The 26,574-nt window shown below is 62.5% G+C and carries 24 protein-coding genes, 1 pseudogene and 1 riboswitch; of the genes and pseudogenes, 18 read left to right on the plus strand and 7 right to left on the minus strand.

The annotated features are described in order from the left end of the window. The first annotated feature begins 1 nt into the window (after window position 1). The 5 genes from pstA (at window position 2) to ABIF91_RS18455 (ending at window position 4,660) form a co-directional block, all read left to right on the plus strand. Window positions 2-847, plus strand: coding sequence for a phosphate ABC transporter permease PstA (gene pstA, locus ABIF91_RS18435; protein ID WP_028179021.1), 846 nt, complete (start codon window positions 2-4; stop codon window positions 845-847). Next, window positions 844-1,665, plus strand: coding sequence for a phosphate ABC transporter ATP-binding protein PstB (pstB, locus tag ABIF91_RS18440; protein WP_028179020.1), 822 nt, complete (start codon window positions 844-846; stop codon window positions 1,663-1,665). Before pstA ends, pstB begins: the two co-directional genes overlap by 4 nt. 11 nt (window positions 1,666-1,676) lie before the next feature. Next, on the plus strand, window positions 1,677-2,393 hold the full coding sequence (phoU, locus tag ABIF91_RS18445; RefSeq protein WP_028179019.1) for a phosphate signaling complex protein PhoU: 717 nt from the start codon (window positions 1,677-1,679) through the stop codon (window positions 2,391-2,393). A gap of 32 nt (window positions 2,394-2,425) precedes the next feature. Then, a complete protein-coding gene (gene phoB / locus ABIF91_RS18450; RefSeq protein ID WP_028179018.1) occupies window positions 2,426-3,133 on the plus strand; it encodes a phosphate regulon transcriptional regulator PhoB in 708 nt (235 codons plus the stop codon). Between the two features lie 192 nt (window positions 3,134-3,325). Beyond that, on the plus strand, window positions 3,326-4,660 hold the full coding sequence (locus ABIF91_RS18455; protein WP_424578682.1) for an IS5 family transposase: 1,335 nt from the start codon (window positions 3,326-3,328) through the stop codon (window positions 4,658-4,660). A 252-nt stretch (window positions 4,661-4,912) separates the two neighbouring features. Here the strand turns inward: ABIF91_RS18455 and ABIF91_RS18460 are convergent, their stop codons facing one another. After that, window positions 4,913-5,425, minus strand: coding sequence for a GcrA family cell cycle regulator (locus ABIF91_RS18460; protein ID WP_024337097.1), 513 nt, complete (start codon window positions 5,423-5,425; stop codon window positions 4,913-4,915). Window positions 5,426-5,883: 458 nt separating this feature from the next. On the opposite strand from ABIF91_RS18460, the gene ABIF91_RS18465 reads away from it, so the two are divergent. The 3 genes from ABIF91_RS18465 (at window position 5,884) to ABIF91_RS18475 (ending at window position 9,197) form a co-directional block, all read left to right on the plus strand. Next, the gene (locus ABIF91_RS18465) at window positions 5,884-7,092 is read left to right on the plus strand and encodes an aspartate aminotransferase family protein (protein ID WP_028179017.1); all 1,209 of its coding nucleotides are present in this window, start codon (window positions 5,884-5,886) and stop codon (window positions 7,090-7,092) included. Then, window positions 7,092-8,027 (plus strand): ornithine carbamoyltransferase, encoded by a 936-nt coding sequence (gene argF, locus ABIF91_RS18470; protein ID WP_028179016.1) that lies wholly within the window; start codon window positions 7,092-7,094, stop codon window positions 8,025-8,027. The genes ABIF91_RS18465 and argF overlap by 1 nt, the downstream gene beginning before the upstream one ends. Window positions 8,028-8,177: 150 nt before the next feature. Continuing rightward, entirely contained in the window at window positions 8,178-9,197 is a 1,020-nt protein-coding gene (locus ABIF91_RS18475) for an Hsp33 family molecular chaperone (RefSeq protein ID WP_028179015.1), read from the plus strand. Window positions 9,198-9,448: 251 nt separating this feature from the next. On the opposite strand, the gene apaG is transcribed toward ABIF91_RS18475, so the two are convergent. Beyond that, on the minus strand, window positions 9,449-9,841 hold the full coding sequence (apaG, locus tag ABIF91_RS18480; RefSeq protein WP_028179014.1) for a Co2+/Mg2+ efflux protein ApaG: 393 nt from the start codon (window positions 9,839-9,841) through the stop codon (window positions 9,449-9,451). A gap of 197 nt (window positions 9,842-10,038) precedes the next feature. Between apaG and ABIF91_RS18485 the strand changes: the two are divergent. The 3 genes and pseudogenes from ABIF91_RS18485 (at window position 10,039) to ABIF91_RS18495 (ending at window position 13,074) form a co-directional block, all read left to right on the plus strand. Further along, window positions 10,039-11,296 (plus strand): annotated as a pseudogene (locus ABIF91_RS18485) (OpgC domain-containing protein). Continuing rightward, complete coding sequence (locus ABIF91_RS18490; protein WP_028179012.1) at window positions 11,296-12,069, plus strand: SGNH/GDSL hydrolase family protein; 774 nt, start codon at window positions 11,296-11,298, stop codon at window positions 12,067-12,069. Before ABIF91_RS18485 ends, ABIF91_RS18490 begins: the two are co-directional and overlap by 1 nt. A gap of 12 nt (window positions 12,070-12,081) precedes the next feature. Next, on the plus strand, window positions 12,082-13,074 hold the full coding sequence (locus ABIF91_RS18495) for an SGNH/GDSL hydrolase family protein (RefSeq protein ID WP_028179011.1): 993 nt from the start codon (window positions 12,082-12,084) through the stop codon (window positions 13,072-13,074). A 66-nt stretch (window positions 13,075-13,140) separates the two neighbouring features. Here ABIF91_RS18495 and ABIF91_RS18500 read toward each other — a convergent pair whose 3' ends face one another. Continuing rightward, complete coding sequence (locus ABIF91_RS18500) at window positions 13,141-14,328, minus strand: O-succinylhomoserine sulfhydrylase (protein ID WP_028179010.1); 1,188 nt, start codon at window positions 14,326-14,328, stop codon at window positions 13,141-13,143. Between the two features lie 75 nt (window positions 14,329-14,403). After that, window positions 14,404-14,483: riboswitch (SAM riboswitch) on the minus strand. A gap of 79 nt (window positions 14,484-14,562) precedes the next feature. On the opposite strand from ABIF91_RS18500, the gene ABIF91_RS18505 reads away from it, so the two are divergent. After that, entirely contained in the window at window positions 14,563-15,699 is a 1,137-nt protein-coding gene (locus ABIF91_RS18505; protein WP_085966258.1) for a 2'-deoxycytidine 5'-triphosphate deaminase, read from the plus strand. A gap of 31 nt (window positions 15,700-15,730) precedes the next feature. Here the strand turns inward: ABIF91_RS18505 and ABIF91_RS18510 are convergent, their stop codons facing one another. Then, entirely contained in the window at window positions 15,731-15,973 is a 243-nt protein-coding gene (locus ABIF91_RS18510; RefSeq protein ID WP_028179008.1) for a hypothetical protein, read from the minus strand. 72 nt (window positions 15,974-16,045) lie between these two features. Between ABIF91_RS18510 and ABIF91_RS18515 the strand changes: the two genes are divergently transcribed. Together ABIF91_RS18515 and ABIF91_RS18520 are read left to right on the plus strand one after the other, a co-directional pair. Then, a protein-coding gene (locus ABIF91_RS18515; RefSeq protein ID WP_129557670.1) for an IS3-like element ISRj2 family transposase occupies window positions 16,046-17,175 on the plus strand; the annotation gives its coding sequence in 2 pieces (ribosomal slippage) (window positions 16,046-16,298 and window positions 16,298-17,175; 1,131 coding nt in all). Between the two features lie 474 nt (window positions 17,176-17,649). After that, entirely contained in the window at window positions 17,650-18,993 is a 1,344-nt protein-coding gene (locus tag ABIF91_RS18520; RefSeq protein ID WP_424579297.1) for an IS1380 family transposase, read from the plus strand. Window positions 18,994-19,118: 125 nt separating this feature from the next. Here ABIF91_RS18520 and ABIF91_RS18525 read toward each other — a convergent pair whose 3' ends face one another. After that, window positions 19,119-19,586, minus strand: a complete 468-nt coding sequence (locus ABIF91_RS18525; protein ID WP_028182399.1) for a hypothetical protein — start codon at window positions 19,584-19,586, stop codon at window positions 19,119-19,121. Window positions 19,587-21,011: 1,425 nt separating this feature from the next. Between ABIF91_RS18525 and ABIF91_RS18530 the strand changes: the two genes are divergently transcribed. The 3 genes from ABIF91_RS18530 to ABIF91_RS18540 all read left to right on the plus strand — a co-directional run bounded on the left by ABIF91_RS18530 (window position 21,012) and on the right by ABIF91_RS18540 (window position 23,481). Next, on the plus strand, window positions 21,012-21,302 hold the full coding sequence (locus ABIF91_RS18530; RefSeq protein WP_284277959.1) for a hypothetical protein: 291 nt from the start codon (window positions 21,012-21,014) through the stop codon (window positions 21,300-21,302). 626 nt (window positions 21,303-21,928) lie between these two features. Further along, window positions 21,929-23,281, plus strand: a complete 1,353-nt coding sequence (locus ABIF91_RS18535) for a hypothetical protein (protein WP_245285589.1) — start codon at window positions 21,929-21,931, stop codon at window positions 23,279-23,281. Window positions 23,282-23,343: 62 nt separating this feature from the next. Further along, window positions 23,344-23,481: a hypothetical protein gene (locus ABIF91_RS18540; RefSeq protein ID WP_424579298.1), complete on the plus strand. Its 138-nt coding sequence runs from the start codon at window positions 23,344-23,346 to the stop codon at window positions 23,479-23,481. A 315-nt stretch (window positions 23,482-23,796) separates the two neighbouring features. Here the strand turns inward: ABIF91_RS18540 and tnpA are convergent, their stop codons facing one another. Both tnpA and ABIF91_RS18550 read right to left on the minus strand, forming a co-directional pair. Then, window positions 23,797-24,225: an IS200/IS605 family transposase gene (tnpA, locus tag ABIF91_RS18545; protein WP_028182237.1), complete on the minus strand. Its 429-nt coding sequence runs from the start codon at window positions 24,223-24,225 to the stop codon at window positions 23,797-23,799. 354 nt (window positions 24,226-24,579) lie between these two features. Further along, window positions 24,580-24,837, minus strand: a complete 258-nt coding sequence (locus ABIF91_RS18550) for a DUF3768 domain-containing protein (RefSeq protein ID WP_080660122.1) — start codon at window positions 24,835-24,837, stop codon at window positions 24,580-24,582. Window positions 24,838-25,035: 198 nt separating this feature from the next. Between ABIF91_RS18550 and istA the strand changes: the two genes are divergently transcribed. Further along, on the plus strand, window positions 25,036-26,571 hold the full coding sequence (gene istA / locus ABIF91_RS18555) for an IS21 family transposase (RefSeq protein WP_424578659.1): 1,536 nt from the start codon (window positions 25,036-25,038) through the stop codon (window positions 26,569-26,571). Window positions 26,572-26,574 lie beyond the last annotated feature (3 nt).

Below are 26,574 nucleotides of genomic sequence, written 5' to 3' on the forward strand. Positions count from 1 at the left end.
CATGAACCCGATCTATTCGCGCCGCCGCCGCTGGGACATCGTCATACGCGGCCTCTGCATCGCCGCCGCCGCCTTCGGCGTCACCTGGCTCGCGCTGATCCTGGTCTCGCTGCTCTACAACGGTCTGGCCGGGCTCAACCTTCAGGTCTTCACCGCAGACACGCCGCCGCCCGGATCGACCGAGGGCGGCCTGCGCAACGCCATCGTCGGCTCGCTGATCATGACCGTGATCGGCGTCGGCATCGGCGCGCCGCTCGGCATGTTCGCCGGCACCTATCTTGCCGAATACGGCCGCAACGACAGGCTGACCTCGGTCATCCGTTTCATCAACGACATCCTGCTCTCGGCGCCCTCGATCATCATCGGCCTGTTCATCTACGGTGCGGTCGTGGTGCCGATGCGAGGCTTCTCGGCAATCGCTGGCGCGCTGGCGCTCGCCGTGATCGTGATCCCGGTCGTGGTGCGCACCACGGAGGACATGCTGCTGCTGGTGCCGAACCCGCTGCGTGAGGCCGCCAGCGCACTCGGCCTGCCGCGCTCGCTGGTGATCAAGCGCATCGCCTACCGTGCGGCGCGTTCCGGCCTCATCACCGGCGTGCTGCTCGCCACCGCCCGCGTCGCCGGCGAGACCGCACCGCTGCTGTTCACCGCGCTGTCCAACCAGTTCTTCAGTCTGAGCCTGGACAAGACGATGGCCAACCTGCCGGTGACCATCAACAACTTCGTGCAGAGTCCCTACGCCTACTGGAAGCAACTCGCCTGGAGCGGGGCGCTGCTGATCACCCTGACCGTGCTTGCCCTGAACATTGGCGCCCGCATCCTTGGTGCCGAGAGGACCGCAAAATGAGTGAAATGTCTGTTTCCGTAAGCGCGCCGACCGTTCATCCCGGCTCGCAGCCGCTGCCCGAGGCGCCTGCCAAGGTCACCGCGCGCAACCTCAACTTCTACTACGGTGAGCACCATGCGCTGAAGAACATCAATCTGGCGCTGGGCACCAATCGCGTCACGGCCTTCATCGGCCCGTCCGGCTGCGGCAAGTCGACCCTGCTGCGCATCTTCAACCGGATGTACGACCTCTATCCGGGCCAGCGCGCCACCGGCCAGCTGTTGCTCGACCACACCAACATGCTCGACCCCAAGCTCGACCTCAATCTGCTGCGCGCCCGGGTCGGCATGGTGTTCCAGAAGCCGACCCCGTTCCCGATGACGATCTACGAGAACATCGCTTTCGGCATCCGCCTCTACGAGAAGATCTCGAAGTCCGAGATGGACGATCGCGTGGAGAAGGCGCTGCGCGGCGGCGCGCTGTGGAACGAGGTCAAGGACAAGCTCAACGCCTCCGGCCTGTCGCTCTCCGGCGGCCAGCAGCAGCGCCTCTGCATTGCCCGCACCGTCGCGGTCCGGCCCGAGGTGATCCTGTTTGACGAGCCGTGCTCGGCGCTCGACCCGATCTCGACCGCCAAGGTCGAGGAACTGATCCAGGAATTGTCCGAGAACTACACGATCGCGATCGTCACGCACAACATGCAGCAGGCGGCGCGCGTCTCCGACAAGACCGCCTTCATGTATCTCGGCGAGTTGATCGAGTTCGACGACACCAGCAAGATCTTCACGTCGCCGAGCGACCGGCGCACGCAGGATTACATCACCGGCCGGTTCGGCTGAGGAGACGGAACATGGGTTCTGAACATACCGCAAAGGCTTTCGATACCGACCTCCAGGAACTCACCCGCCTGGTCGCCGAGATGGGCGGCATCGCCGAGCGCATGATCGTCGATTCCGTCGACGCGCTGATCCGCCGCGACGTCACGCTCGGTCAGCGCGTCGTCGCCACCGACGCCGAACTCGACACGCTGCAGAAGCGCATCGAGGAGCGCGCCGTGCTCACCATCGCCCGCCGCCAGCCGATGGCCGTTGATCTGCGCGAGATCGTCGGGGCCATGCGCGTCGCGACCGATCTCGAGCGCATCGGCGATCTCGCCAAGAACATGGGCAAGCGCGTCGCAGCGCTGGAGACGGATTTTCATCCGCTGAAACTGTTCCGCGGCCTGGAGCACATGACCGACCTCGTTCAGCAGCAGGTCAAGTCGGTGCTGGACGCCTATGCCGCGCACGATCTGCCGGCAGCGATGGCGGTGTGGAAGGGCGACGAGGAAGTCGACGCCATCTGCACCTCGCTGTTCCGCGAACTCCTCACCTACATGATGGAGGATCAGCGCAACATCTCTTTCTGCATCCATTTGATGTTCTGTGCCAAGAACATCGAGCGGATCGGTGACCACGCCACCAACATCGCCGAGACCGTGTTCTACATGATCGAGGGCCAGGCGATCACCGACAAGCGGCCGAAGGGCGACATGACGACCTTCGCCACGACGGTGCCGAATACCTAAGCGGTGCCGAATACCCAAGGAGCGACGACAACATGGGCGCACGCATTATGGTGGTTGAGGACGAGGAAGCTCTCACCGAGCTTCTTCGCTACAACCTCGAAGGCGACGGCTATGACGTTGAGACGGTGATGCGCGGCGATGATGCCGACACCCGCCTCAAGGAGCACATTCCCGATCTGATCGTGCTCGACTGGATGCTGCCGGGCCTGTCGGGCATCGAGCTGTGCCGGCGGCTGCGCACCCGTCCCGAAACCAAGCAGCTGCCGATCATCATGCTGACCGCGCGCGGCGAGGAAAGCGAGCGGGTGCGGGGACTTGCGAGCGGTGCCGACGACTACATCGTCAAGCCGTTCTCGGTGCCGGAGCTGCTGGCGCGCGTGAAGGGCCTGCTCAGGCGCGCCAGCCCCGAGCGGCTCGCCACCGTGCTCGCCTATGGCGACATCGAGCTCGACCGCGACAAGCGCCGCGTGGCGCGTTCGGGCCGGCCGATTGATCTCGGCCCGACCGAATATCGTCTGCTGGAGTTCTTCCTGGAGCATCCCGGCCGCGTGTTCTCGCGCGAGCAGCTGCTCGACAGCGTCTGGGGCCGTGACATCTACATCGACGAGCGCACTGTCGACGTCCACATCGGCCGCCTGCGCAAGCTGCTCAATCTCGGCCGCGAGCAGGATCCGATCCGCACCGTCCGTGGCGCCGGCTATGCGCTGGACGATCGGTTTGCGAAGGCGGAACAGACCTGAGTTTTGTGGATGTCTAATTAGTCGTCCGTGAAGAATGCAGATCGGCCTGAGACATAGGCAGAAGTTGTCTCGATAAAGTATTCGATTTTGCAAGAAAGCCGGGTGTTGGGCCGCGGTTTCTTGCGTTTTGGGATTTTGCTTTCGAGCGATTCGTGATTCCCTGACGGCGGGTCATCGGCATTGGGGACGGCGATGAGCAAACCGCGGGATGATCGCCAAAAGGACCTGTTGCTTCCGGCGCTCGATCAAATCATCGACATGGGCCACCCGCTGGTGCGGTTGGCGGCGCTGATCGACTGGAACTTTCTGGATGACCGCTTTGGTTCGGTGTGCCAAACCGGTCCGGGGCAGCCTGGACTGCCGACGCGGCTTGTCGCCGGCCTGTTCATCCTGAAGCACATGCACAATCTCTCGGATGAGGTGCTGTGCGCTCGCTGGATCGAGAACCCTTATTACCAATACTTCTGCGGCGAGTTGAGCTTCTGCCACCGGCTGCCGTTCGATCGATCGTCGATGACGCGCTGGCGCCAGCGGCTCGGCGAGGAGGCTCTCGTCGCGCTGATCCAGGAAAGTCTGTCGGTGGCACACAAGACTGGCGCCATCGGTCCCAAGGACCTGGAGCGAGTGGTGGTCGATACCACGGTGCAGCCCAAGGCCGTTGCGCATCCGACCGACGCGCGGCTGACGCATCGGGCCATCACCAAGCTCGTCGGGTTCGCCAAGCGCAACCGTGTGCCGCTGCGCCAGAGCTATCTGCGCCTGGCCAAACGCGCCGCCATCATGGTCGGCCGCTATACCCACGCTCATCAGTTCAAGCGCGCCCGGCGCCAACTCAAGTTCCTGCGGACGCGGCTTGGCCGGATCATCCGCGACGTCCGCCGCAAGATTGATGGCGATGCGGCGCTGGAAGCGCGCTTCGGCCCGCTGCTCGATCTGGCGCAGCGGGTGCGCAGCCAGGATCAGCATCAGCGCGGCCCGAAGATCTATGCGTTGCATGCGCCGGAGGTCGAGTGCATCGGCAAGGGCAAAGCCCGCGCGCCTTACGAGTTCGGCTGCAAGGTCAGTATCGCCACCCCCGTGACGTCCCCGAAGGGCGGACAGTTCGTGCTCCATGCCAAGGCGCTGCACGGCAATCCCTTCGACGGCCACACGCTCGGCCCCGTGGTCGCCGACATGGAGAAGCTCACCGGGGTGGAGGCTCGCCGTATCCATGTCGACAAAGGGTACCGCGGCCACAACTACCCGCACCGGTTCAGGGTCTGGATCTCGGGTCAGGTTCGCCGCGTCACGGCTTCCATCCGGCGCGAGATGAAGCGTCGCGCGGCTGTCGAACCCGTCATCGGTCACGTCAAGGCCGAGCACCGCATGGACCGCAACTATCTCAAAGGCCGCGTCGGCGACCGTATCAACGCCGTCCTCGCCGCGGCCGGCTACAACTTCGGCCTGCTCCTGCGATGGCTCGCAGAACTCTTGCGGGCCATCATCCGGGCCTTCGCCGAAACTGTCCCGGCTCAAAAGATCGCTTAAATCAGCGCTCGTCCGCGTTCTTCACGGAGGACCAATTAGCGAGCCGCGGCAACAATCTTGGCCGTCATCCCGGGGCGCGCGTAGCGCGAGCCCAGTATCCATAACCACCGGACGTGGTTTGGCGAAGACTCGCAGTAGCCATCTCGCGCAATCACTGCGCCCTTTGGCTATGGATCCCCGCCTCCGCGGGGATGATACCGAGTAAGTCGAGCCGTCATTGTGTGACGGCTGCAGTCAGCTAAATCCGCAAACTCACCGCGTGCCCGGCTTCGCCGGTGCGCGCCGGCGATCCGCTGCGGGTTGATACGCCACACGCGAATGCTGGGCGCAGTAGGGCAGGCCGGAGAGCGCCTTGCCGCCGCAGAAGAAGAAATCCGGGCTCGAGGGATCGCCGACCGGCCAGTGGCAAGTCGCCTCGTTCAGCTCCAGCAGTGACAGCCGCTGGCTCATCGGCACCACATTGTCGTAGGTGACGGGTTCGGCCTCGACCTCGACCTCGAAGGCCTGCGCCAGCGCGGTGTTGCCGCGGGCAACGGGGCGGGTTACCCGCATCATGTGCTGCGCGGGGCGCGCCTTGCGCGGCCGAGGCGCTGCCGACGAAGGGCTCTTGGCGCGGCCGGACAAGCCGAGCCGGTGCACCTTGCCGATCACGGCATTGCGGGTCACATTGCCGAGCTCAGCCGCGATCTGGCTGGCCGAAAGTCCGGCCTCCCAAAGCTTCTTCAGCTGCTCGACGCGATCATCGGACCAGGTCAAAACCGTCATTGCACCCTTTCCCTCGCTGCGCGCCTGCCATCCTGGGGCCTTCGCAGCGATTGCCTAAGCCTTGAAAAACCCGTGCCGCCAGAATCCCTTAAGGCTCGCCGGGCGCGCTCAAGACGCCCGAACGTTTGCGCCGGTACATGAGGACTTAAGGGATCAGAACTGCTGCACGAGATGTCGTATCTGACAGTCCAAACGCTACAATATGGCGTGACTCCCGCGCAAGAGTTCGCCGACTCGCGTCCACATGTTCCGTGGTGAAAATCCCGCAAAATCGGCACCGCAAGACTACGGATTCAGCGTTTCGCGGGGCTTTCCGGGCGGCATTGACACCCGTCTTGCCAAGCATAAGATAGTCCTACGTGCCGCCCTTAAAAGGCGGCACGTTTCGTTTTCCGGGCCGGTCAATGGTGCGTTGCGTAATGCACGCGTCACACCGTCCGCAACATTCAAGTGACGTCATGACCAACAGCGCCGCGCCGCATTTGCTCCCCGTTTTCGCCAGGGCCGACCTCGGTTTCGAGCGCGGAGAAGGCTGCTGGCTGATCGCGACCAATGGGGATCGCTATCTCGATTTCACCTCCGGCGTGGCGGTGAATGCGCTCGGCCATGCGCACCCCACGCTGGTCAAGGCGTTGCAGGAGCAGGCGACGAAGCTCTGGCACATGTCGAACCTGTTCCAGAGCCCGGACGGCGAGAAGCTCGCGGCGCGTCTGTGCAATGAGAGTTTTGCGGACTTCGTGTTCTTCTGCAATTCCGGCGCCGAGGCGCTGGAAGGCGTGATCAAGCTGGTGCGCCACCATCACTTCTCCAAGGGGCATCCTGAGCGCTACCGCATGATCACATTCGAGGGCGCCTTCCATGGCCGCACACTGGCGACGCTGGCCGCCACCGGCTCTGCAAAATATCTCGAGGGCTTCGGCCCGCCGATGGACGGCTTCGACCAGGTGCCGCATGGCGACCTGGAAGCTGTGAAGAAGGCGATCGGCCCGCACACCGCTGGCATTCTCATCGAGCCGATCCAGGGCGAGGGCGGCGTTCGTTCTGCGCCTCCCACGTTCCTGAAGGCATTGCGCGAGCTCTGCAATGAGCGCGGCCTATTGCTCGCCTTCGACGAGGTGCAGACTGGCATGGGCCGCACCGGCGAACTCTTTGCCTACAAGCGTACCGGTGTTGTGCCCGACGTGATGTCGCTGGCGAAGGCGCTCGGTGGCGGTTTCCCGATCGGCGCGGTGCTCGCCACCGCCGACGCTGCGCGCGGCATGGGGCCGGGCTCGCATGGTTCGACCTTCGGCGGCAATCCGCTCGCGATCTCGGCTGCGAACGCCGTTCTCGACGTCATGCTCAAGCCCGGCTTCTTTGACCACGTACAGAAAATGTCGCTGCTGCTGAAGCAGAAGCTCGCCTCCGTGATCGATCGCCATTCAGATGTCGTCAGCGAGGTGCGCGGCGAGGGGCTCCTGATCGGCATCAAGGCCGTGGTGCCCTCGGGCGATCTCGTCGCGGCGCTGCGCGCCGAAAAATTGCTCACCGTCGGAGCCGGCGACAATGTCGTGCGCTTCCTGCCGCCCTTGATCGTTACCGAGGCGGAGATCGAGGACAGCGTCGGGCGGCTCGAACGCGCCTGCACTGCGATCTCGTCCAGCCAGACCAAGCGGGCGGCAAGCTGATGAGCAAGACGCCCAATAAAGCTCCAAAGCACTTTTTGGACATCAACGAGCTGCCGCTGTCGGAGCTCAAGAGCATGCTCGCCGCCTCGTCCGCCATGAAGGCGAAGCAGAAGGCGCACCAGCCGGTCAGGCCGCTCGAAGGCAAGACGCTGGCGATGATCTTCGAGCGACCCTCGACGCGGACGCGGGTGTCGTTCGATGTCGCCATGCGCCAGCTCGGCGGCGAGCCCATCATGCTCACCGGCGCCGAGATGCAGCTCGGTCGCGGCGAGACCATCGCCGACACCGCGCGGGTGCTGTCGCGCTATGTCGACGCCATCATGATCCGCATCCTCAATCACGAGGCGCTGCTGGAGCTCGCGGCCTATGCGACCGTGCCCGTGATCAACGGCCTGACGCGGCGGTCGCATCCCTGCCAGGTGATGGCCGACCTCATGACCTATGAGGAGCATCGCGGCCCGATCGAGGGCAAGACGGTGGCCTGGACCGGCGACGACAACAACGTGCTGGCGTCCTGGGCGCACGCCGCCGAGCGCTTCAAATTCCAGCTCAACGTCGCAACACCTCCGGAACTCGCGCCGAAGAAGGCAATGCGCGACTGGATCAAGACGTCAGGCGCGCCGATCGTGCTCGGCACCGATCCGGAAGCCGCCGTGCGCGGCGCCGATTGCGTCGTCACCGACACCTGGGTGTCGATGGGCGACAAGGAGGGCGAGCACCGCCACAACGTGCTCAAGCCCTACCAGGTCAATGCCAAGCTGATGTCGCTGGCCAAGCCCGATGCGCTGTTCATGCACTGCCTGCCAGCCCATCGCGGCGAGGAGGTCACGGATGAAGTGATCGACGGTCCGCAATCGGTCGTGTTCGACGAGGCCGAGAACCGCCTGCACGCGCAGAAGGGCATTCTGGCCTGGTGCTTCGACGCGGTGAAATAGCGGGGGCGTGTGGTGGCGTTGCTGTCGCCCCGCGCGCCGCTGTCGTCGCAGATCAGCGCTCGCTCCGCTCGCTTGTCCGGAACGATAGCGGAATATGTGGTGGTAGCCGCCCCCTTCCATTCTCAGCCCTCCGACCCCAGATAACGCGCCATGGTTTCCCAATCCCCTGACATGAAAACCGGGCCAGAAGGCCCGGTTCGCGCACCATCGGCGGTTCCGGTCGACGACGCCGTGCTGCCTTACGAGGTCGATGCGCTCGATGTGCGCGGGCGGCTGGTGCGGCTCGGCCCGGCGCTCGACGATATCCTGACCAAGCACGATTATCCCGCACCCGTCGGCAAGCTGCTCGGTGAAGCCATCGTGTTGACGACGTTGCTCGGCACCGCGCTGAAATTCGAAGGTCGCTTCATTCTCCAGGCTCAGACCGACGGTCCGGTGTCGTTCCTGGTCGTCGACTACATGGCGCCGGATCGCCTGCGCGCCTATGCCCGCTTTGACGCCGAGCGCCTCGGCGAGGCCAAGGACGCTGGCATGCAGTCTGGCACGCTGCTCGGCCGCGGCCATCTCGCCATGACCATCGACCAGGGCCCCGACATGAGCCGCTACCAGGGTCTGGTTGCGCTCGACGGCGGTAGCCTGGAAGACGCCGCGCACGAATATTTTCTCCGCTCCGAGCAGATTCCGACGCGCGTGCGCCTTGCGGTCGGCGAGGAGTGGCGCTCGAGCGACGGCGGCAAGCATCGCTGGCGGGCCGGCGGCATGCTGATGCAGTTTCTGCCGAAGGCGCCGGAGCGCGCCCGGCAGGCCGATCTGCATCCCGGCGATGCGCCTGAAGGTGTCGAAGTGCACAGCGTCGCCGAAGACGACGCCTGGGTCGAGGCGCGTTCGCTGATGGAGACCGTAGAAGACGTCGAGCTGATCGATCCCGAACTCTCGGGCGAGCGGTTGCTCTACCGTCTCTTCCACGAGCGCGGCGTGCGCGTGTTCAATCCGCAGGTCCTCAAGGCGCAGTGCTCCTGCTCGCGCAATGCGGTCGCCTCGATGCTCAAGAGCTTTTCGCCGGACGATCGTGCTGCAATGGTCAAGGACGACAAGGTCGTCGTCACCTGCGAGTTCTGCTCGTCGGTGTACCAGTTCTCGCCCCACGAGGCGGGCGTGGAAGACGCCTGACGCGGCATCCTCGCAAGGACGATGTGGAGGCAGCTCGCCAAAGGTTCGGACATCGTAGGGTAGGCAAAGTGGAGCGTGCCCACCATGTCCTGCGATGACCGGAATGGTGGGCATGGCGCTTTGCGCCTCTGCCCGCCCTACGACACCGCGCTAAAGCGCGATGCGATTAGGATGAATCGTCATCGCGCTTCAGGTTGTTGTTTCAGCATGATCTTTTCGGAAAACCGCTGTGCACTTTTCCGGATCATGCTTTAGTTCAACACCCGCTTGTTGTCGGGACTGTCGAGCGAGAACGTCGGCACGTCGATCTCGAAGCGCTCGCCAGTTTCGCTGACCATCTGGTAGCGGCCGGTCATGAAGCCCGAGGCGGTCGAGAGCGGCACGCCGGAGGTGTATTCGAAGCGCTCGCCGGGCGCCAGGATCGGCTGCTCGCCGACCACCCCCTCGCCCTTCACCTCCTGCTGGCGGCCCGAGGCATCGGTAATGATCCAGTGCCGCGTCTTGAGCTGCACGGTCTCCTCGCCCGAATTGATGATGACGATGGTATAGGCCCAGAAATAGCGCGAGCGGTCGGCCGACGACTGCTCCGGAACAAAGTTCGGCTCGACGGTCACTTCAATCTGGCGGGTCACGGCGCGGTACATGGTTGCTATAATAGCCAAATCCGTCCCGGGAACCAAACGCCACAGACGGCTTTGGCGACATCGTCCCGCCAGAATTCGAAGGGAAGGACACCCCAAAGGGAGATTCCCTTATATGATCCGGGCCGCTTTGCGAGACGACGGCGGGACCCTTACATTCTTTCAACGTCGCGTTTTGCGGAAGGGTTCTTAGGCCCCCGATGACCATTGCCGACCAAGTGACGGGATCGACGATCGCGGGGACCGCGGAGGCCAGACCCGCAGGGACCAAGCCGCGCGCCGCCGCGCCGGCCATCACGTTGCCCGCCATCGGCGAGCGCGAGCTCCGGCTCGATCTGTTCCGCGGGCTCGCGCTGTGGCTGATCTTCATCGACCACCTGCCGCCGAGTCTGCTGACCTGGTTCACGATCCGCAATTACGGCTTCAGCGACGCTACGGAGATCTTCATCTTCATCTCCGGCTACACGGCCGCCTTCGTCTACGGCCGGGCGATGCTGGAGAGCGGCGTCGTCATCGCCACCGCGCGCATCCTGCGCCGGGTCTGGCAGATCTACGTCGCCCACGTCTTCCTGTTCACGATCTTCCTTGCCGAAATCTCCTATGTAGCGACCAGATTCGAGAACCCGCTCTACACCGAAGAGATGGGCATCATGGACTTCCTCAAGCAGCCGGACGTCACCATCGTGCAGGCGCTGCTCCTGCGCTTCCGTCCCGTCAACATGGACGTGCTGCCGCTCTACATCGTGCTGATGCTGGCGCTGCCCCTGATCCTGTGGTCGATGAAATGGCGACCCGACGTCACCCTCGGCCTTTCGGTCCTACTCTACGCGGTCACCTGGGAGTACGACCTATATCTGTCGGCCTATCCGAACGGCTTCTGGGCCTTCAATCCCTTTGCGTGGCAATTGCTGTTCGTGTTCGGTGCATGGTGTGCGCTCGGAGGTGCGCGCCGCATGTCGCGTATTCTGTCGTCACGCGTCACGATGTGGCTGGCGATCGCCTATCTCGTCGCGTCGTTCTACGTGACGCTGACCTGGTATGTGCCGCAGCTCTCCCAGTTCATGCCGAAGCTGATCGAGCAATGGATGTATCCGATCAACAAGACCGATCTCGACGTGCTGCGCTTCACGCATTTCCTGGCGCTGGCCGCGCTCACGGTGCGCTTCCTGCCGCGGGACTGGCCGGGCCTGAAGTCGCCCTGGCTGCGGCCGCTGATCCTGTGCGGCCAGCATTCCCTCGAGATATTCTGTCTCGGCGTCTTCCTTGCTTTCGCCGGCCACTTCATCCTGGCCCGAAGTCTCCGGCGGCGCAGCCATGCATGCCTTGATTAGTCTCTCCGGAGTGCTGATCATGTGGGGGGTGGCCTGGGTCATTTCGTGGTACAAGCGCGTGGCTGACAAGAGCGGTGCGAAGACCAAAAACGCCGTCGGCAACGCCGATCTGGCGGGAGGGGGCTGATGAAGGCGAAGGTTCTCCTGAGCCTGATCCTGCTATGCGTCGCCGCGCCTGTGGCGCGTGCGGGCGATGCTGCGCCCACGGCTTCCCCCGCGCCCGCTTCCTGCGAATTGCCTGCCTATCTGCTGACCAGCGAAAGCTCGCTGCCGAAGGTCGCCGCCGCCGTCAAGGCCGGCAAGCCGCTCGAGATCCTGGTCATCGGCAGCCGCTCGACGACCATTCCATCTTCGGAGAACAGCTCATACCCGGCGCGCATGGAGGCGATCCTCAAGGAGAAGCTGCCGCCGCCGGAGGTGGTGCATGTCTCCGTAGAAATACAGAGCAAGAAAACGGCAGAGGAGACCGCCTCCACTTTCGTTAAGCTGATGGAAGCAAAAACGCCTACGTTGGTCATCTGGCAGACCGGGACCGTGGACGCTATCCGCGCCAGCGATCCCGACGAGTTTCGCAGTGCCGTCACCGAAGGGGTTGCTGCGTTGCAAAATGCGGGGGCTGACGTCGTCTTGATGAATCTGCAGTATAGTCCACGCACTGAAACCATGATCTCGGCGCAGCCTTTTCTCGATAATATGCGGGTGGTGGCGCAGGAGCACGGTATCCCGCTGTTCGATCGTTTCGCGATCATGCGGCAGTGGAATGATCAGGGTCAGTTCGACCTGTTCAGCCCGTCCCGCGGGCCCGAACTGGCGAAACAGGTCCATGATTGCCTTGGCCGGGCGTTGGCACAGTTCGTGTTCGACGCAGCCCGTCTCGAGCCGGCCCAGCAGCAAAATTGAGGTCTAGCGTTAATGAGTTCTCTCCGCCCTTTTTGCCTGACGACATGGCTGGCCGGGCCTGCAGCCGCAGCGCTGTTGTTGCTGACGCCGGCCTCGCAATCGCATGCCCAGACCGCACCCGCACAGGCGACACCCGCCCCCGCGCAGTCGGCTGACCCCGCTTCCGCTTCGCCCTCCCAGACCACCGTCGCTGCGACGTCGCCCGAGCAGCGCGGCATCACGGCGCGCGCCATCGACAAGGTGAAGCAGGCCGCCAAATCCGCCAGCGACATCTTCAACCGTGTGCCCTGCCAGCCGCCGAAGGACGGTTCGAAGGCGATGGGCTCGCTGCCGCACGTTGCCGGCAAGCTCGTCGCCGGCCTGCCCGTCGTCATCGTCGCGTTCGGCTCGTCGTCCACTCAGGGATTCGGCGCGAGCTCGCCGGAGTTCAATTACCCCAATCGTCTCGCCGCGCAGCTCCGCCGGCACTATCCGACCTCCGACATCAGCGTCATCAATGCCGGCGTCGGCGGCGAGGACGCCCCCGAGATGATGAAGCGCCTCCAGACGCAGGTGATCGACATGCATCCGGATCTCGTGATCTGGCAGGTCGGCACCAACGCCGTGCTGCGCAATCTCGATCCCGGAGAAACCGCCAAGATGGTGGAGGACGGCATCAGCCGCATCCAGGCCGCGGGCGGCGCCGACATCGTGCTGGTCGATCCGCAATATTCGCCGGCCGTCAACCAGCGCGCCGAGAGCGCAGGCAAGATGGTGAAGCTGCTCAGCAAGGTTGCCGAGCTCCGTCACGTCGGAATCTTCCCGCGCTTCGAGGTGATGCGCGACTGGCATGAGAAGCAGGCCATTCCGGTCGAGGGCTTCGTGATCGCCGATGGCCTGCATATGAACGATTGGGGCTATGCCTGCTTCGCTCAGCTGCTCGGTGACGACATCATCCGTTCCGTCGGCCAGATCAAGCTCGGGGTGAACGTGCCCGCGGACGTGCGGACGTACCGGCCGATGTAGAGAGAACAGGGGATGGCGAGTAGCGAATAGGGATCCATTCGCCACTCACTATTCGCCATTCCCCCTTCACGCCTTCTCCAGCGCCGCCGTCAGATCCTCGATCAGATCGTCCGGATGCTCGAGCCCCGCGGAGAAGCGAACGAACCCTTCGCTGATGCCGAGCGCGGCACGATCCTCCGGCTTCAGGCGCTGATGCGTCGTCGTCGCCGGATGCGTGACGAGGCTCTTGGCGTCGCCGAGATTGTTCGAGATCTTCGCCAGCTTCAATTCGTTGAGCACGCGGAACGCGGCCTGCTTGCCGCCCTTGACCTCGAAGCCGACCAGGGTCGAGCCGCCGCGCATCTGCTTCTTCACCAAAGCTGCCTGCGGATGATCGGCGCGGCCGGGATAGACCAGCCGCGAGATCTTCGGATGGCTCGCCAGCACCTCGGCGATGCGCGCTGCGGTATCGGTCTGCGCGCGCACGCGCACGGCCAGCGTCTCCAGGCCCTTGAGCAGGACCCAGGCATTGAACGGCGAGATCGAGGGGCCGGTCTGGCGCATGAAATTGTGGATGTGCTCGGCGATGAAGGCTTCCGACGACAGGATGATGCCGCCGAGGCAGCGGCCCTGGCCGTCGATATGCTTGGTCGCGGAATAGACCACGACATCGGCGCCGAGCGCGAGCGGGCTCTGCCAGATCGGGGTTGCGAACACGTTGTCGACCACGAGCCGCGCGCCGCCCTTGTGCGCGATCTCGGCGATCCCGGGGATGTCGAGCACGTCGAGGGTCGGGTTGGTCGGGCTCTCCAGGAAGAATGTTTTCGTGTTGGGCTTCAGCGCGCGCTGCCATTGGTCGAGATCGAGCCCGTCGACCAGCGTGGTCTCGATGCCGTAGCGCGGCAACAGGTCCTGGATGACGTAGAGGCACGAGCCGAACAGGGCGCGCGAAGCCACGACGTGATCGCCGGCCTTGAGCGGTGCGAGGATCGCGGTCGTCACCGCGGCCATGCCCGTTGCCGCCGAGCGGGCGGCTTCGGCGCCTTCGAGCTCGATCATGCGGCGCTCGAACATCGCGATGGTGGGGTTGGAGTAGCGCGAATAGATGAAGCCGGGATCCTCGCCCTTGAACCGCGCCTCGCACTCCTCGGCGCTGTTGTAGACGTAGCCTTGGGTGAGGAACAGCGCCTCCGACGTCTCGCCAAATTGCGAGCGCAGGGTCCCGGAATGGACCAGGCGGGTTTCGGGACGGTAGTTGGCAGGCGACTTCGACATAGGACCCTCCGACATGACCATTCGATGCGCAAACGGTCACAAAAAAACCGGCCTGGATATCTCCACTGGCCGGGATCACAGAGGTCCCCGGCCTGTTTAGCGACTTATTTAACGTGGCTGCAAGCCGGCCGGCTCAAATCACCACGGGATAAGTGATGCTCATATTCCGCAATGCCCTTTCCGTCAAGGCGTCCATCGGCTAGCCGTAAAAGGCTGTTTTTCCCGTATGTCGGGATGCAGGAGCGCCCTGATGAGGACCCCCGGTTGACGTTCACGGTCGCCGCCGACGCCAATGGTATCCTGCCCGACCGCATGATCGCGGCGATGGCGGAGGCGGGGCTCATCCTGCCCGAATACGACTTCGTCGAAAGCCAGATCCAGCCGGCGAGCCTCGATCTGCGCCTCGGCGATATCGCCTATCGCGTCCGCGCGAGCTTCCTGCCCGGTCCCGGCGCCACGGTCGCCGAACGCATCGATGAATTGAAGCTGCACGAGTTCAGCCTCGCCGACGGCGCGGTGCTGGAGACCAACTGCGTCTACATCGTGCCGCTGCTGGAAAGCCTGGCGCTGCCGCCGGAAATCGTCGCGGCAGCGAACCCCAAGAGCTCGACCGGTCGGCTCGACGTCTTCACCCGCGTGATCGCCGACGGCACCCGCCGCTTCGACATGATCGGCGCCGGCTATCATGGCCCGCTTTATGCCGAGATCAGCCCGAAGACCTTTCCGGTGCTGGTGCGCGAGGGCTCGCGCCTGTCGCAGGTGCGTTTCCGCACCGGTGATGCCATCCTCAATGCCGACGAGCTCGAGGCGCTGCATGCCGCCGAGAGCCTCGTTGACATCGACGATGCCGACCTCTCCGGCGGCGTCGCCGTCTCTGTCGACCTCTCCGGCGAGAAGGCGAGCGGCTTCGTCGGCTATCGCGCCAAGCGCCACACCGGCGTCGTCGACGTCGATCGCCGCTCCGGCTATGCGGTCGAAGACTTCTGGGAGCCGATCTCGGCCCGCCCCGACGGCAGCCTGATCCTCGATCCCGGCGAGTTCTACATCCTCGCCTCCAAGGAAGCCGTGCAGGTGCCGCCCGACTACGCCGCGGAGATGGTGCCGTTCGATCCTTTGGTGGGCGAGTTCCGCGTGCACTATGCCGGATTTTTCGATCCCGGCTTCGGCTATGCCGGCGCTGGCGGGCAGGGCTCGCGCGCCGTGCTTGAGGTGCGCTCGCGCGAAGTGCCGTTCATCCTCGAGCACGGCCAGATCGTCGGCCGCCTCGTCTATGAAAAGATGCTCGCTCGCCCCGACGCCATGTACGGCCAGCGCATCGGCTCGAACTACCAGGCGCAGGGCCTGAAGCTGAGCAAGCATTTTCGGGTGTAAGTGTCAGCAAGCGCTGCGCGTGAACCATGGCTCAAAGCGGCGGCTTCGGCCGTGGCGGCTTCGGACCAAAGGCGCGTGCCGTATCGCGCTGCGGACGGTTCACCTTGGATAGTGCGAGCTGTCGCGCATACTCCTTGTCGCCGGCGTCCTTGTATTGCGGACTGGTCAGTGCCGCCATCAACGCCACCACGTCGTCGATCTCGGGCTCCGTCAGCGCCAGCGGCTGGATGTCCTCATCGAGCCACGCGTCAGCGACGCAGAGCTGGCCCCGCAAATTCGGACAGTAGCTTGAGTGGATTTTCTGCCTGACAGCGGCGAGGATTCTTGCTGCGAATCAGGAGCGAAGATGACGAAGAAGAGCCGCCGGACGCATTCTCCGGCATTCAAGGCGAAGGTTGCTTTGGCTGCGGTCAAAGGCGACAAGACACTGGCGGAGCTGGCGCAACTGTTTGATGTTCATCCGAACCAGATCACGATCTGGAAAAACCAGCTCCTGGAAGGCGCCGCCGGCGTGTTTGGGCATGACAAGACATCGGCCGAGACGCCGGTCGATTTGAAGGCGTTACATGCCAAGATCGGCGAGCTGGCGTTGGAAAACGATTTTTTGTCCGGCGCGCTCACCAAGGCGGGCCTGCTGAGCGCAAAGCGATGATCGACCGCGATCATGATCTTTCTATCGTGCGCCAGGCGAAGGTCCTGAAGCTGGCTCGCAGCACGGTCTACTATGAACCTCGGCCAGTTTCGGCCGAGGACCTTGCCTTGATGCGTCGGCTCGATGAGCTGCATCTCGATTATCCCTTCGCGGGAGCGCGTATGCTGCGATCGTTGCTGCGGCGGGAGGGCGTATACGCCGGTCGCCGCCACATCGCGACGCTGATGAAGCGCATGGGGATCGAGGCGGTCTATCGTCGCCCGAACACGAGCAAGCCGGCTCCGGGTCACAAGATCTACCCGTACCTGTTGCGCGGATTGAAGATCGAGCGGCCCGACCATGCGTGGGCAATGGACATCACCTACATTCCGATGCGGCGTGGCTTCGTCTATCTCGCGGCGGTCGTCGATGTGTTCAGCCGACGGGTCCTGGCCCATCGCGTCTCGATCACAATGGAGGCGGCCTTCTGCGTCGAAGCGGTCCAGGAGGCGTTGGCGAAGCACGGCAGGCCCGAGATTTTCAACACGGATCAGGGCAGCCAGTTCACCAGCCTCGAGTTCACCGATGTGCTGCTGGACGCGAAGATCGCCATCAGCATGGACGGCAAGGGCGCCTGGCGCGACAACGTGTTTGTCGAGCGGCTCTGGCGCACGGTCAAATACGAAGAAGTATATCTCCGCGCCTACGACAGCGTGTCCGAGGCGCGAGCGTCAATTGCCAAGTATCTGGCCTTCTACAATCAGGGACGCCCTCACTCGAGCCTTGACGGGCGCACGCCCGACGAGGCTTACTTCGGCACGCAAGCTATGGTGATGGCCGCATGACCGTCGCCGACGGTTTTGTCGTCGCTCTGGTCGGGCTACGCCCTCCCGACGCAACGACAAAACCGTAAAGCCCCGCGTTCAGCATAACCCGGCAGGAATCCACTTAAATCCAGCGGGGCGCTGTCCAAACAACCGGGGCCAGCTCTCTGATACGATTTCAGACCACTATCGAGAAGCAAGAATTCAACACAAATAAAACCTCTGCCTCGCGCTCGATCTCTTCATGCTTGATAGTCTCGTTTCGGAGGCTGATCACCTACCGCGTCTAATAGGCCGCTCGCGCCGGTTTCTTTGGACGCGGCACGACCGCGACTCCACGTTTCGGCACAGAAATGATCGGGAGTCACTCAATCTTTCTTCAACTTAACCCGTCTTATTCGTAAGAGTGCGCCTGAGGGGTAAAGCGCTGATGCGGCGTAGGATTCGGTTGCGAAGCCAACCCCATCACCTCCAACCGCGAACGCCACGCCCGCCATGACCGACGATACGATTCCGCCCTTCTCGTTTCCAGCCGTTCACGCCAAGAAAGTCACAGCTGCCTTCGATGGTGGGCGCCTAACCTCGAACGGGGGCGTGATGCTTCTGGCGATGGCCGAGCGGCGTCTCGGTTTGGCCAACAATCTGGCCCGGGTGTTCCCGGATCGGCGCGATCCGACGCGGGTCGTGCACAGCCTGGTCGATATGTTCCGCGCTCGCATGTTCGCGATCTGCTGCGGCTACGAGGACGCCGACGACCTCGATCATCTGAGGTCCGATCCGGCATTCAAACTGGCCTGCGGTCGCCTACCGGACACGGGCCGGGATTTGTGTTCCCAGCCGACGCTGTCGCGGCTGGAGAATGCTCCGCGCCTGCGCGACGTGATCCGGCTGACCTACACTTTGGTCGACGCATGGATGGATAGCTACCCGCGCGAGCCGGCATCCGTCACGCTCGACATCGATGATACCTGCGACGTCGTCCACGGCCATCAGCAGCTCTCGCTGTTCAACGCTCATTATGACGAACGCTGCTTCCTGCCGATCCACGTCTACGACACGGAGAAGAGCCGGCCCGTGGCCGTCGTGCTGCGGCCCGGCAAGACGCCGGGCGGCGTCGAGGTGCGTGCCCATCTGCGCCGCCTGGTACGGCATATCCGCACGCGATGGCACAACACGCAAATTACGTTCCGTGGCGACGGGCACTATGCCCGGCCGGAGGCAATGGCGTGGTGCGAGACCAACGGCATCGACTACATCTTCGGTCTGTCCGGCACCAAGCCTCTCGCCAGAAAAGTCGACGAGGTCGCCGACGACATCCGCACGCGACGCGCCATCGAGAACCTGCCGGTTCTGCGTGGCTATACCGAGACGCGCCACAAGGCAAAGTCCTGGGATCGCGAACGGCGCACTGTCGCCCGTATTGAGGCGACGATGCTCGGCCTCGACATCCGCTTCGTCGTCACCAGCCTCGATGTCGGCTCGGCCGGGTGGATCTACGACAGCCTGTATTGCGCGCGCGGCCAAGCCGAGAATCTGATCAAGCTGCATAAGACGCAGCTCGCCTCCGATCGCACCAGCTGCCGTTCGGCGCTCGCCAACCAGGTCCGTCTCGTGCTCCATACGGCCGCTTATTGGCTGATGCTGACCGTGCGCGACGCCATTCCCAAAGTCCGGGAATTGGCCGCTGCCGAGTTCGCGACGCTGCGTCTTCGGCTCTTGAAAATCGCCGCCCGTGTCGTCGAGACCACGAGCCGCATTCGCCTTGCGTTTGCCGCGGCATGTCCCGAAGCCGACCTGATCTGCGGCTTGCCCGGCGCGCTGCTGCCGCTCGGTCCTTGACCGGCGGGGCGTCCGCCCCCGTTCGCCCAACCCATCCCTCAAGCGCGTTGCAAAGTACCGGTCGTCAGGCGGCGAAAAGCCGAAGGCAATCCTGTGCGCCTCGTCAGACAAGATGTGCGGCCGCATCAATCGGGCCCAAAAGCCGCACTCTCACGAATAGGACGGGCTAGGTCAATTATATGACCCGTGCCTTCAACCGGCCACCCTCCCATCTTGGCTGCCCCGTCGTAGGTGGCCATGCGCCGGGAGATAACCACTTCATCTGTAGCGATGTTGTAGAGCTTTACTTTGTAAACGGTGGTCCTGGCCATCTCTATTTCAATTTCCTCTTGATCTGCGTCGTGGGCGTATCCCCGCACATGAATCAGCACTAAGTTGCCCCGCCTGGGCAGCGGCGCAAGCTTGTCGAGGATGTACTGCGGGGCTCCTTCTTTGATTTCTACGCCGTATGCGTAAACCAGCCCATCGTCGTTGGCGATCTCGTTTATCGTATACTCGATTTGATTCAATTCATCGAGCGTGAGGTCAAGTGCCGCGGCAATCGCCTCGGCTTCCTCGGCGTCGTACTCATCCTTAAGCTGTCTGCTGCTCATTGTACACAACCCATCATCCCGACTGCCATTCCTAAAGATCAACTTCGTCTGCATCGGCTACCAGCATATGCTCCAACGCCTTTTGCATAATGAGTGAGCGGTGAGATTCGATCGAGTATCCTGGGCGGCGCTCGCGACTGAGGCATTTGGCAAGGCTCCATATTCTCAAGAGTGGGGATCAGTTCACGTCTCGAAGGTAATTCAGCATACTGTTGCACGCATTCTCGGCCTCAGCGAAGCTTTGGAGCGGCGAGCCGAGAATCCTGATCGAGCCACGGCTCTGGTCAAGCGGACGCCACGAGGCGACGTAGCCCGACCTTCCGCGGAAGCCACGACCAGTCGGGCTCTGGAAGCTGATCACGAACGAATAGCCGTCGCTGTTCGCACTCCATATTTCCATGTCTTCGCCAGCGCGATGGAATTGCAGGGGCATCAGGCTCCGTTCGCCTGGTCAACCCGAGGACGAAATGTTTCGGTCGAACGACGTGACGGGTCAATACATGGCAGCTCTCGCCGGCAACTTACGTGTCCTCGTCAAGTCGTGGCATAGGTCTGGAATTCCTAGCAGCTCGGCTTGTCCGGTCCAACCACCAGCGTGAGTCGCGAGCCTGAAGCTAGAGATGAGAGCGTGTTCAGCGAAACGCACTCCTTGGCGTCAATTTGTCCTGATGTTTATCATTTCGATCAAGTGCCTGAGCTGGTAGTTGACCGCGACACGAGGCATTGCCAGAGTGAGGGTGGGATGAAAATCTCCGCGTCTTCGCATGAGGAGTGTCTCGGCAGGATCGTCACCGAGCTACCTTGTGGGCGTCGACGGCGAGTGCGGAGCGCAGGTCCACCTTGGCGTGGCCCGCTGAGCGGGCACAAGCTCGGCCAGTGATCTCGCGGCAGGTCGCGACAAGCCAGCTCTCATAAGTGCGCCATGCAGCGCGGCTTTCGCATCGGAGGGCCATCATGACAAATTCGGAGCGCCATTTTCGACCCGGGCCGGACATCGCTCACTACCGGAGTGGGGCTGGATGTTCGCTCACGGCGATACTGTATCTGAATCACTGGCTTCGTGGCGCTCAGCAGCGTTGCGCCACGCGACCGTGGCGAGTGTGCTATTAGTTGCAGTGATGATGATTATCGCCGGCGTCGCCAAAGTGATTAATGCCTTTCAGGTAAGGCGTGGGGCAAGTTTTTGCTGTGTGCTCTTTTGGGGGCGCTTACATCGTCGCCCGTTTCCTGACATTTGAAAAAGCAGCGCTCATCGGTGTGCTGCTTACACTGATCGTCGGCGCATCGCTGGTCGCCGTCGGCTTCATGCGCGTGTTCTTGGCATTCAGCATGAAGCGCGCAACGGTTGGGGGCAACCTCTCGCGCGCGTCAGCGCAACCGCAGAGGGTGACTAAGTCTAGGAAACACATCTAGAGGAGGAATGACATGCCGAACGACGCTGAAGCCGGCACCTGGTCGGGGTTGTTTTCTCTGGTGTTGGGGATCATATCGATCGTCGCGGTCGTCGTATGCTGGATCTCGGGAGTGAACGTCAGAGGTGCTAGACCAGAAGCGGTCCTTGCTGTGTGGATCGTGATATCAGGGAGCGTCATGGCGCTCTGGGGTCTTGGACGACTTTTAAAGCTAAAGCCCAAAGTGGGGCAGCCCACCATAACCGCATGGGTTGGAATCTTCGCTGTGACCTTCACGATTTGGGCGATCGTCGCGGACAGATGAGAGCGGATGCTATGGCTTTCGTCGCCTTCCGGTGCTTGGGGTCCCAGCCTAAACCCCATACTTTGGCAGTGGCTGCATCCGTCGCGTTGAAATACCGCAGCTACAAGCAATTAGGTGACGGCAAAATCCGCCTGTTGTCTGCAGCCAAACGATGAAAGAAAGGTTTGCTTTGAGCGCACACTGAGGTGTTCGAGAAACTCGCTCAGAGAGTTATTGTGGTCTATTTTAAATAGTTCTCCTCCGTTCCTTGCGGGGACGGAGCGAGTTCTAAGGCCGCACCCATAAGCGCGGGGATCAGTCGAGGGACCTACGGTGACCACTCGATCTAGCAACGGTGTGCGCTGATCAGTAGGTCCGCCGGAGACCGACCAGTTCTCGTAGGTGCCGCGCAGAAGGTTTCGGGCTATCAAACGCAAGCGTAGAGCAAAATGGATGTGGAGTGCGCCTGGCGCCTTTGCGTTAGTTTGCGTCCGGAAAGCTGCCAAGGCCGTCTATCGGGCTTTGCGTCCGGCAGTTGCCCCCTCAAGGGGGACAGCGGAGGAGCTACAGTGATTCGAAGGCCCGTGCTCCGCTCTAGAAATGACGCGGGATTTCGTTACGACGGGACGCGGGGAGCGTGCCACCACTTGCGCGCCGGCGCCATCATTCGAGAGCCTGCACTTGTAGACGAAATCGAGTCGAAGACACCGTTCAACACACAAGCTTCCTTGGTATCCAGAAACGAAGACGGAGACTATCTCGCCACCGACAGCTTTGATTGCGACGACGATGGGAGCAACACGATGAAATGGATCACATCAGTAGTTCTTGTCACATTTGCGCTCGTTGGCGCTGGGCGCGCCCAGGCTCCTGACCCCGATCCGGCGCTGAACACTCCCGACAAGGTGTCATGGGAACTGTTCGCAATGGTCAACAAGTCGGTGCCGGGCGTGAACAACAACGTGGTGTTCGAAACCTGGGCTTCGAACGAGGATACATTCCAACTAACCCCGAAATTCCCGGGCTCCGCCGGGCCACCCAACTGCGCGCCAGCGCAGGTCGCGACACTCACCACAGCGCTACCGCAGCAGCCGGCGGTAACGCCGGTTGCAAGTCCGAAGATTCTGAACGTGCCGGCGCTGGTCGCGCTGGCTCCGCGACAGCCGGGACTGCAGCCGCGCGTCGTCCCCGGCGGTACGGAGGAGGAGCCAAGCGAGGAAACTCGCCGTAACCGTACGACGTTTGATTTCATCGCGTGCAACAAGCTGCAGACGAAAGCCGGTTTGCGTGTGGCCTTTGCCAGCGGACAGCCGATTTCATTTCCGATCGAGTCGATGGAGGTGAAGGCCAACTGGGTTCCGGTCGGGAATCGAAATCCGGCCGAGTATCACGTCAACACGGCCTCAGATAACAAGCGCTACGCGCTCGTTTCGATGCACATCATCTCTAAGCAGATTCCGAATTGGACCTGGGCCACGTTCGAGCACAAGGACAATATTGGACGCTGTGACTTCATAGGCTGCCACGACAAATTTGGCGCCGTGGTTCAGGATGTCGCGCCGCACACGTCGCCCGGCGGGAAGTACGACCCTTGCATCAAGACGCCCGCGCTCAAGAAGCTCTTTGCGGACCACGGACTGCCCGCGCTGTGGGAGAACTACTGCCTCAAGGGCAGCCAGACCGATTTCGTGACTGCGACGGGGCTCAAGACGCTGCTCGGCAACTCGGTCACGGAGGCCGGCTTTGCGGACACATCTTCATGCATGACATGTCATTCCCGTGCTGCAGTCGATGCGAACGGCCGCGGAACGACCAGGGCTGGCTTCCTCTCACCGCCGAATCTGGCGGTGTGTCCCGGCGGCCAGGAGCGGCCCTGCAGCCCGAACGGCGCGCCGCTGCCGGAGTGGTTCTGGAATAATCCAGGCCAGCCCAACCAGTCGTTGCTCGCGCTGCAGACGGACTTCATCTGGTCGATCCCGCGGCACGCGATCGGTCCCTGATTGTCGTGGCGAGAGCAGCGAGGCGGCGCAGAGGCCCGTCTAAGCGGCTGGCGGCCGCTGATGTGGAATATCTGTCGCCGGACGCCCCGCTGAGCCTGACGCTGTATTTGCGTCATCGTCTGCCAGTACGCCGGCGTCCCGGCAGCGCGATTGACCTGTCCGAACTGACGCGGCGCGTCACCAAGCCAGTTGAGGGCTGAGCGGCGGCCCATCCTGAAGCGCTCGGTTGAGCGCATCCGCTGGCTTGCGAAGCAGCGGGGCATTACCGGGCATTGTGCGCAGATCGCCAAAGGCTAGGCCGTCATGGTTAAGAGATTCTTAACGCGCAAGCAGACCGATCTTCCGGCGGCGCGCGGGTGGGTGCAGTCTTCATTCCCCCGTACGCCTCTCCTTAGCTAACCCGGGATGGGCGTGTATCATGTGGAGTCAATATGGGTTCTGATCACCCGCGTTCGCGCAAGAAATGACCTCCTCCCCGGGCGATGCCCGGGGTTTCCCTTTGTTGGCATGAGGATTCAAAACAAGCGCCGACTATGAGGTACATCCTTCTTTCCTTGCCATTCAATATACCGTCGTACTTGGGCTTCGTTTAGACCAACGGTGGACGAGAAATATCCAACGCTCCAGATGCCGTCTTTTTCGATGTAAATTTCGCGAATGAATTTGAATTTGGATCTGAGGTGCCTGCTCGATTCTTTTTTGAGCTGCCCGACGGCATCTGACACGCAGATGTTGGGCGCTATCTCAATCTGAAGGTGCACATGATCATCATCAGTGTTCATGCTGACGATCCAGAGCGTCGGATATTTCTTCACGGTTGCGTAGAGAGACTTCCTGAGTTCGGTGCGTACGTATGGCTTCAAAACCTTTCTCCGATACTTGGTGCCCCAGACTACGTGATATTGATGCTGATACGTACTGTGGTTGAGTGACCGAATCCTCATGGGACGAGCGTATCACGGCCGGTGGCCGTGTATACGTAGCGGAACCATTCATCCCCGGGCGCCTTTGCTGCTCAAAGTGGTTGACCGCTGCCCGGGGTTTCCTGGTATTTAAAAACCCTCGCATAAGCGAGGGTGATGGACAAAAAGATTGTCCAAGTAAGATCCGCGCTGGTTGGGCTCTACCGCATCAGGCGGTAAGTCGGGCCTACCAACATTCCCCGCAACGGGCGCTCAACCCGCTAGATGCGTTTTCCACTGCGTCATGATGGGATGCGGATGAGGCAGTGTCTCGCGATAATGCTGCACGCCTCTGTTGACCTTCCAGCAGACCCAGATCCTTTCGATTGGTCGGCATCAGTACTCTACGGCAAGCATGAGGGTGAGGACCCGCGTGGTCTTTTCAGGATCGGCCGGGTCCTCGGATCCGAATGCGCACTCCTTGTCGTAGTAGTCGATCTTCCAAAGAAACCGGCGGCCAACCAGATTGAAGCTGCCGAAGTCGTGCTCGTCATGCGGATCGTCGTTCTCAGTGAATCCCGAGAAGTTCGCCACTTGAACGAGCGCCTCGGCCTTCACGCAGTTCGGCAGCGCATCGACGCCGGGCGTCATCATAATGCGGATTCCGATTTATTCCGGCCGGGTATTCCGACTTGAAGCCGGCCATCGTTCCGATTTGAAGCCGGCCACGATTCCGAAATGAAACCGGCCGGCATTCCGATTTGAAGTCGGCCGGGTTTTTGGAAGTCGGCGTTTTCGTTTGGATCAGTCCCTCAGGCATCAAGTCCCGCGTTGATCAACGTGGGGAAGCGGATGCCGGCCAAGAGAGAACTGACCATGCGACAGATACGACAGATGCTGCGGCTTGCCCGTGATGGGGTGAGCGCCCGGGAGATTGGGCGCACGCTCGGCGTGGCGCGCAGCACCATCCAGGACAACCTCAAGCGTGCCTCGACTGCCGGGCTGGCGTGGCCTTTGGCGGGCGATCTGACCGACGCCGTTCTTGAACAACGTCTGTTTGCCCATGCCGGCGTCAGGCGCGGCTTTCGCCGGCGCCGGGAGCCGGATTGGGCCTCGCTGGCCTGTGAGCTGAAGCGGCCTGGCGTCAATCTGATGGTGCTGTGGGAGGAGTACCGGGCGGTCCACCCGGAAGGTTATGGCTACAGCCGGTTCTGCGATTTATTCCGAGAATTCGACCGGCGGCTGTCTCCGACGATGCGGCAGGACCATCCGGCCGGCGACAAGGTCTTTGTCGATTACTCCGGCAAGAAGATCATGATCGTTGATCGCGAAACCGGGGTTGTACGCGATGCGGAGATCTTCGTCGCCGTGCTTGGCGCCTCGAATTACACCTACGCCGAGGCGACCTGGACGCAGACACTTCCGGACTGGATCGAGGCCCATGTCCGGATGTTCCGGTTCTTTGGCGGGGTGCCGCGCCTCGTCGTCCCTGACAATCTGAAGTCCGGCGTGCACCGGGCTTCGTTCTACGACCCTGAAATCAATCGCAGCTACGGGATGATGGCGTCCCATTACGGCGTTGGCGTCCTTCCGGCACGGCCAAGAAAGCCGCGGGATAAGGCAAAAGTGGAGGCCGGGGTTCGGTTTGCCCAGACCTATATCCTCGGGCGGCTTCGTCGCCAGACCTTCTTCTCGTTGGCCGAGGCGAACGCAGCCATTGCCGCTGCGCTGGAGCGGATCAACGCGCACATCATGCGCCGGCTCGGTGTCAGTCGCCGTCAATTGTTCGAGACGGTCGAGATGTCGGTCCTGGCGTCGTTGCCGGACGCCGATTATCAGTTTGCGGAATGGCGCGTGGCCCGCGTCTCGCTCGATTATCATGTCGAGATCGACGGCTTCTTCTACTCAGTTCCACACGGCCTGATCCGGGAGCAGGTCGACGTCCGCGCCACCACCCGGACCATCGAGCTGTTCCATCGGGGTTCGCGTGTTGCGGCTCACCAGCGCCGCTACGGCGGCCGCCGGCACGGCACCGATCCCGACCACATGCCCAGCGCGCATCGGCGTTACGCCGAGTGGACTCCCGAGCGGTTCCGTCGCTGGGGACGATCGATCGGGCTAAACACTGAGGGTCTCGTCCTCGCCATTCTGGCCAATCGGCCTCATCCCGAACAAGGATTCCGGACCTGTCTGGGTGTGCTTCGGCTGTTCAAGGATCTCGATCCGGAACGCGCCGAGTTGATCGCGGCCCGCGCGGTTGCGGTCCGCGCGCTGACCTACAAGAGCATCGCCTCGATCATCGCCAACAAGCTCGACCGCAGCGCTCGCCCCACCGATGACGTCGTCGTCGACCATCCCAATCTGCGCGGCCCCGGCTACTTCCATTGAAAG

It is taken from the genome of Bradyrhizobium sp. USDA 241 (assembly GCF_049739505.1).
GTDB lineage: Bacteria > Pseudomonadota > Alphaproteobacteria > Rhizobiales > Xanthobacteraceae > Bradyrhizobium > Bradyrhizobium liaoningense.

Excerpts from the sequence above, each read along its gene's own strand:
- pstA (WP_028179021.1), top strand. The coding sequence starts at position 2 with ATGAACCCGATCTATTCGCGCCGCCGCCGCTGGGACATCGTCATACGC.
- pstB (WP_028179020.1), top strand. The coding sequence starts at position 844 with ATGAGTGAAATGTCTGTTTCCGTAAGCGCGCCGACCGTTCATCCCGGC.
- phoU (WP_028179019.1), top strand. The coding sequence starts at position 1,677 with ATGGGTTCTGAACATACCGCAAAGGCTTTCGATACCGACCTCCAGGAA.
- phoB (WP_028179018.1), top strand. The coding sequence starts at position 2,426 with ATGGGCGCACGCATTATGGTGGTTGAGGACGAGGAAGCTCTCACCGAG.
- ABIF91_RS18455 (WP_424578682.1), top strand. The coding sequence starts at position 3,326 with ATGAGCAAACCGCGGGATGATCGCCAAAAGGACCTGTTGCTTCCGGCG.
- ABIF91_RS18460 (WP_024337097.1), bottom strand. The coding sequence starts at position 5,425 with ATGACGGTTTTGACCTGGTCCGATGATCGCGTCGAGCAGCTGAAGAAG.
- ABIF91_RS18465 (WP_028179017.1), top strand. The coding sequence starts at position 5,884 with ATGACCAACAGCGCCGCGCCGCATTTGCTCCCCGTTTTCGCCAGGGCC.
- argF (WP_028179016.1), top strand. The coding sequence starts at position 7,092 with ATGAGCAAGACGCCCAATAAAGCTCCAAAGCACTTTTTGGACATCAAC.
- ABIF91_RS18475 (WP_028179015.1), top strand. The coding sequence starts at position 8,178 with ATGGTTTCCCAATCCCCTGACATGAAAACCGGGCCAGAAGGCCCGGTT.
- apaG (WP_028179014.1), bottom strand. The coding sequence starts at position 9,841 with ATGTACCGCGCCGTGACCCGCCAGATTGAAGTGACCGTCGAGCCGAAC.
- ABIF91_RS18490 (WP_028179012.1), top strand. The coding sequence starts at position 11,296 with ATGAAGGCGAAGGTTCTCCTGAGCCTGATCCTGCTATGCGTCGCCGCG.
- ABIF91_RS18495 (WP_028179011.1), top strand. The coding sequence starts at position 12,082 with ATGAGTTCTCTCCGCCCTTTTTGCCTGACGACATGGCTGGCCGGGCCT.
- ABIF91_RS18500 (WP_028179010.1), bottom strand. The coding sequence starts at position 14,328 with ATGTCGAAGTCGCCTGCCAACTACCGTCCCGAAACCCGCCTGGTCCAT.
- ABIF91_RS18505 (WP_085966258.1), top strand. The coding sequence starts at position 14,563 with ATGCAGGAGCGCCCTGATGAGGACCCCCGGTTGACGTTCACGGTCGCC.
- ABIF91_RS18520 (WP_424579297.1), top strand. The coding sequence starts at position 17,650 with ATGACCGACGATACGATTCCGCCCTTCTCGTTTCCAGCCGTTCACGCC.
- ABIF91_RS18525 (WP_028182399.1), bottom strand. The coding sequence starts at position 19,586 with ATGAGCAGCAGACAGCTTAAGGATGAGTACGACGCCGAGGAAGCCGAG.
- ABIF91_RS18530 (WP_284277959.1), top strand. The coding sequence starts at position 21,012 with ATGCCGAACGACGCTGAAGCCGGCACCTGGTCGGGGTTGTTTTCTCTG.
- tnpA (WP_028182237.1), bottom strand. The coding sequence starts at position 24,225 with ATGAGGATTCGGTCACTCAACCACAGTACGTATCAGCATCAATATCAC.
- ABIF91_RS18550 (WP_080660122.1), bottom strand. The coding sequence starts at position 24,837 with ATGATGACGCCCGGCGTCGATGCGCTGCCGAACTGCGTGAAGGCCGAG.
- istA (WP_424578659.1), top strand. The coding sequence starts at position 25,036 with ATGCCGGCCAAGAGAGAACTGACCATGCGACAGATACGACAGATGCTG.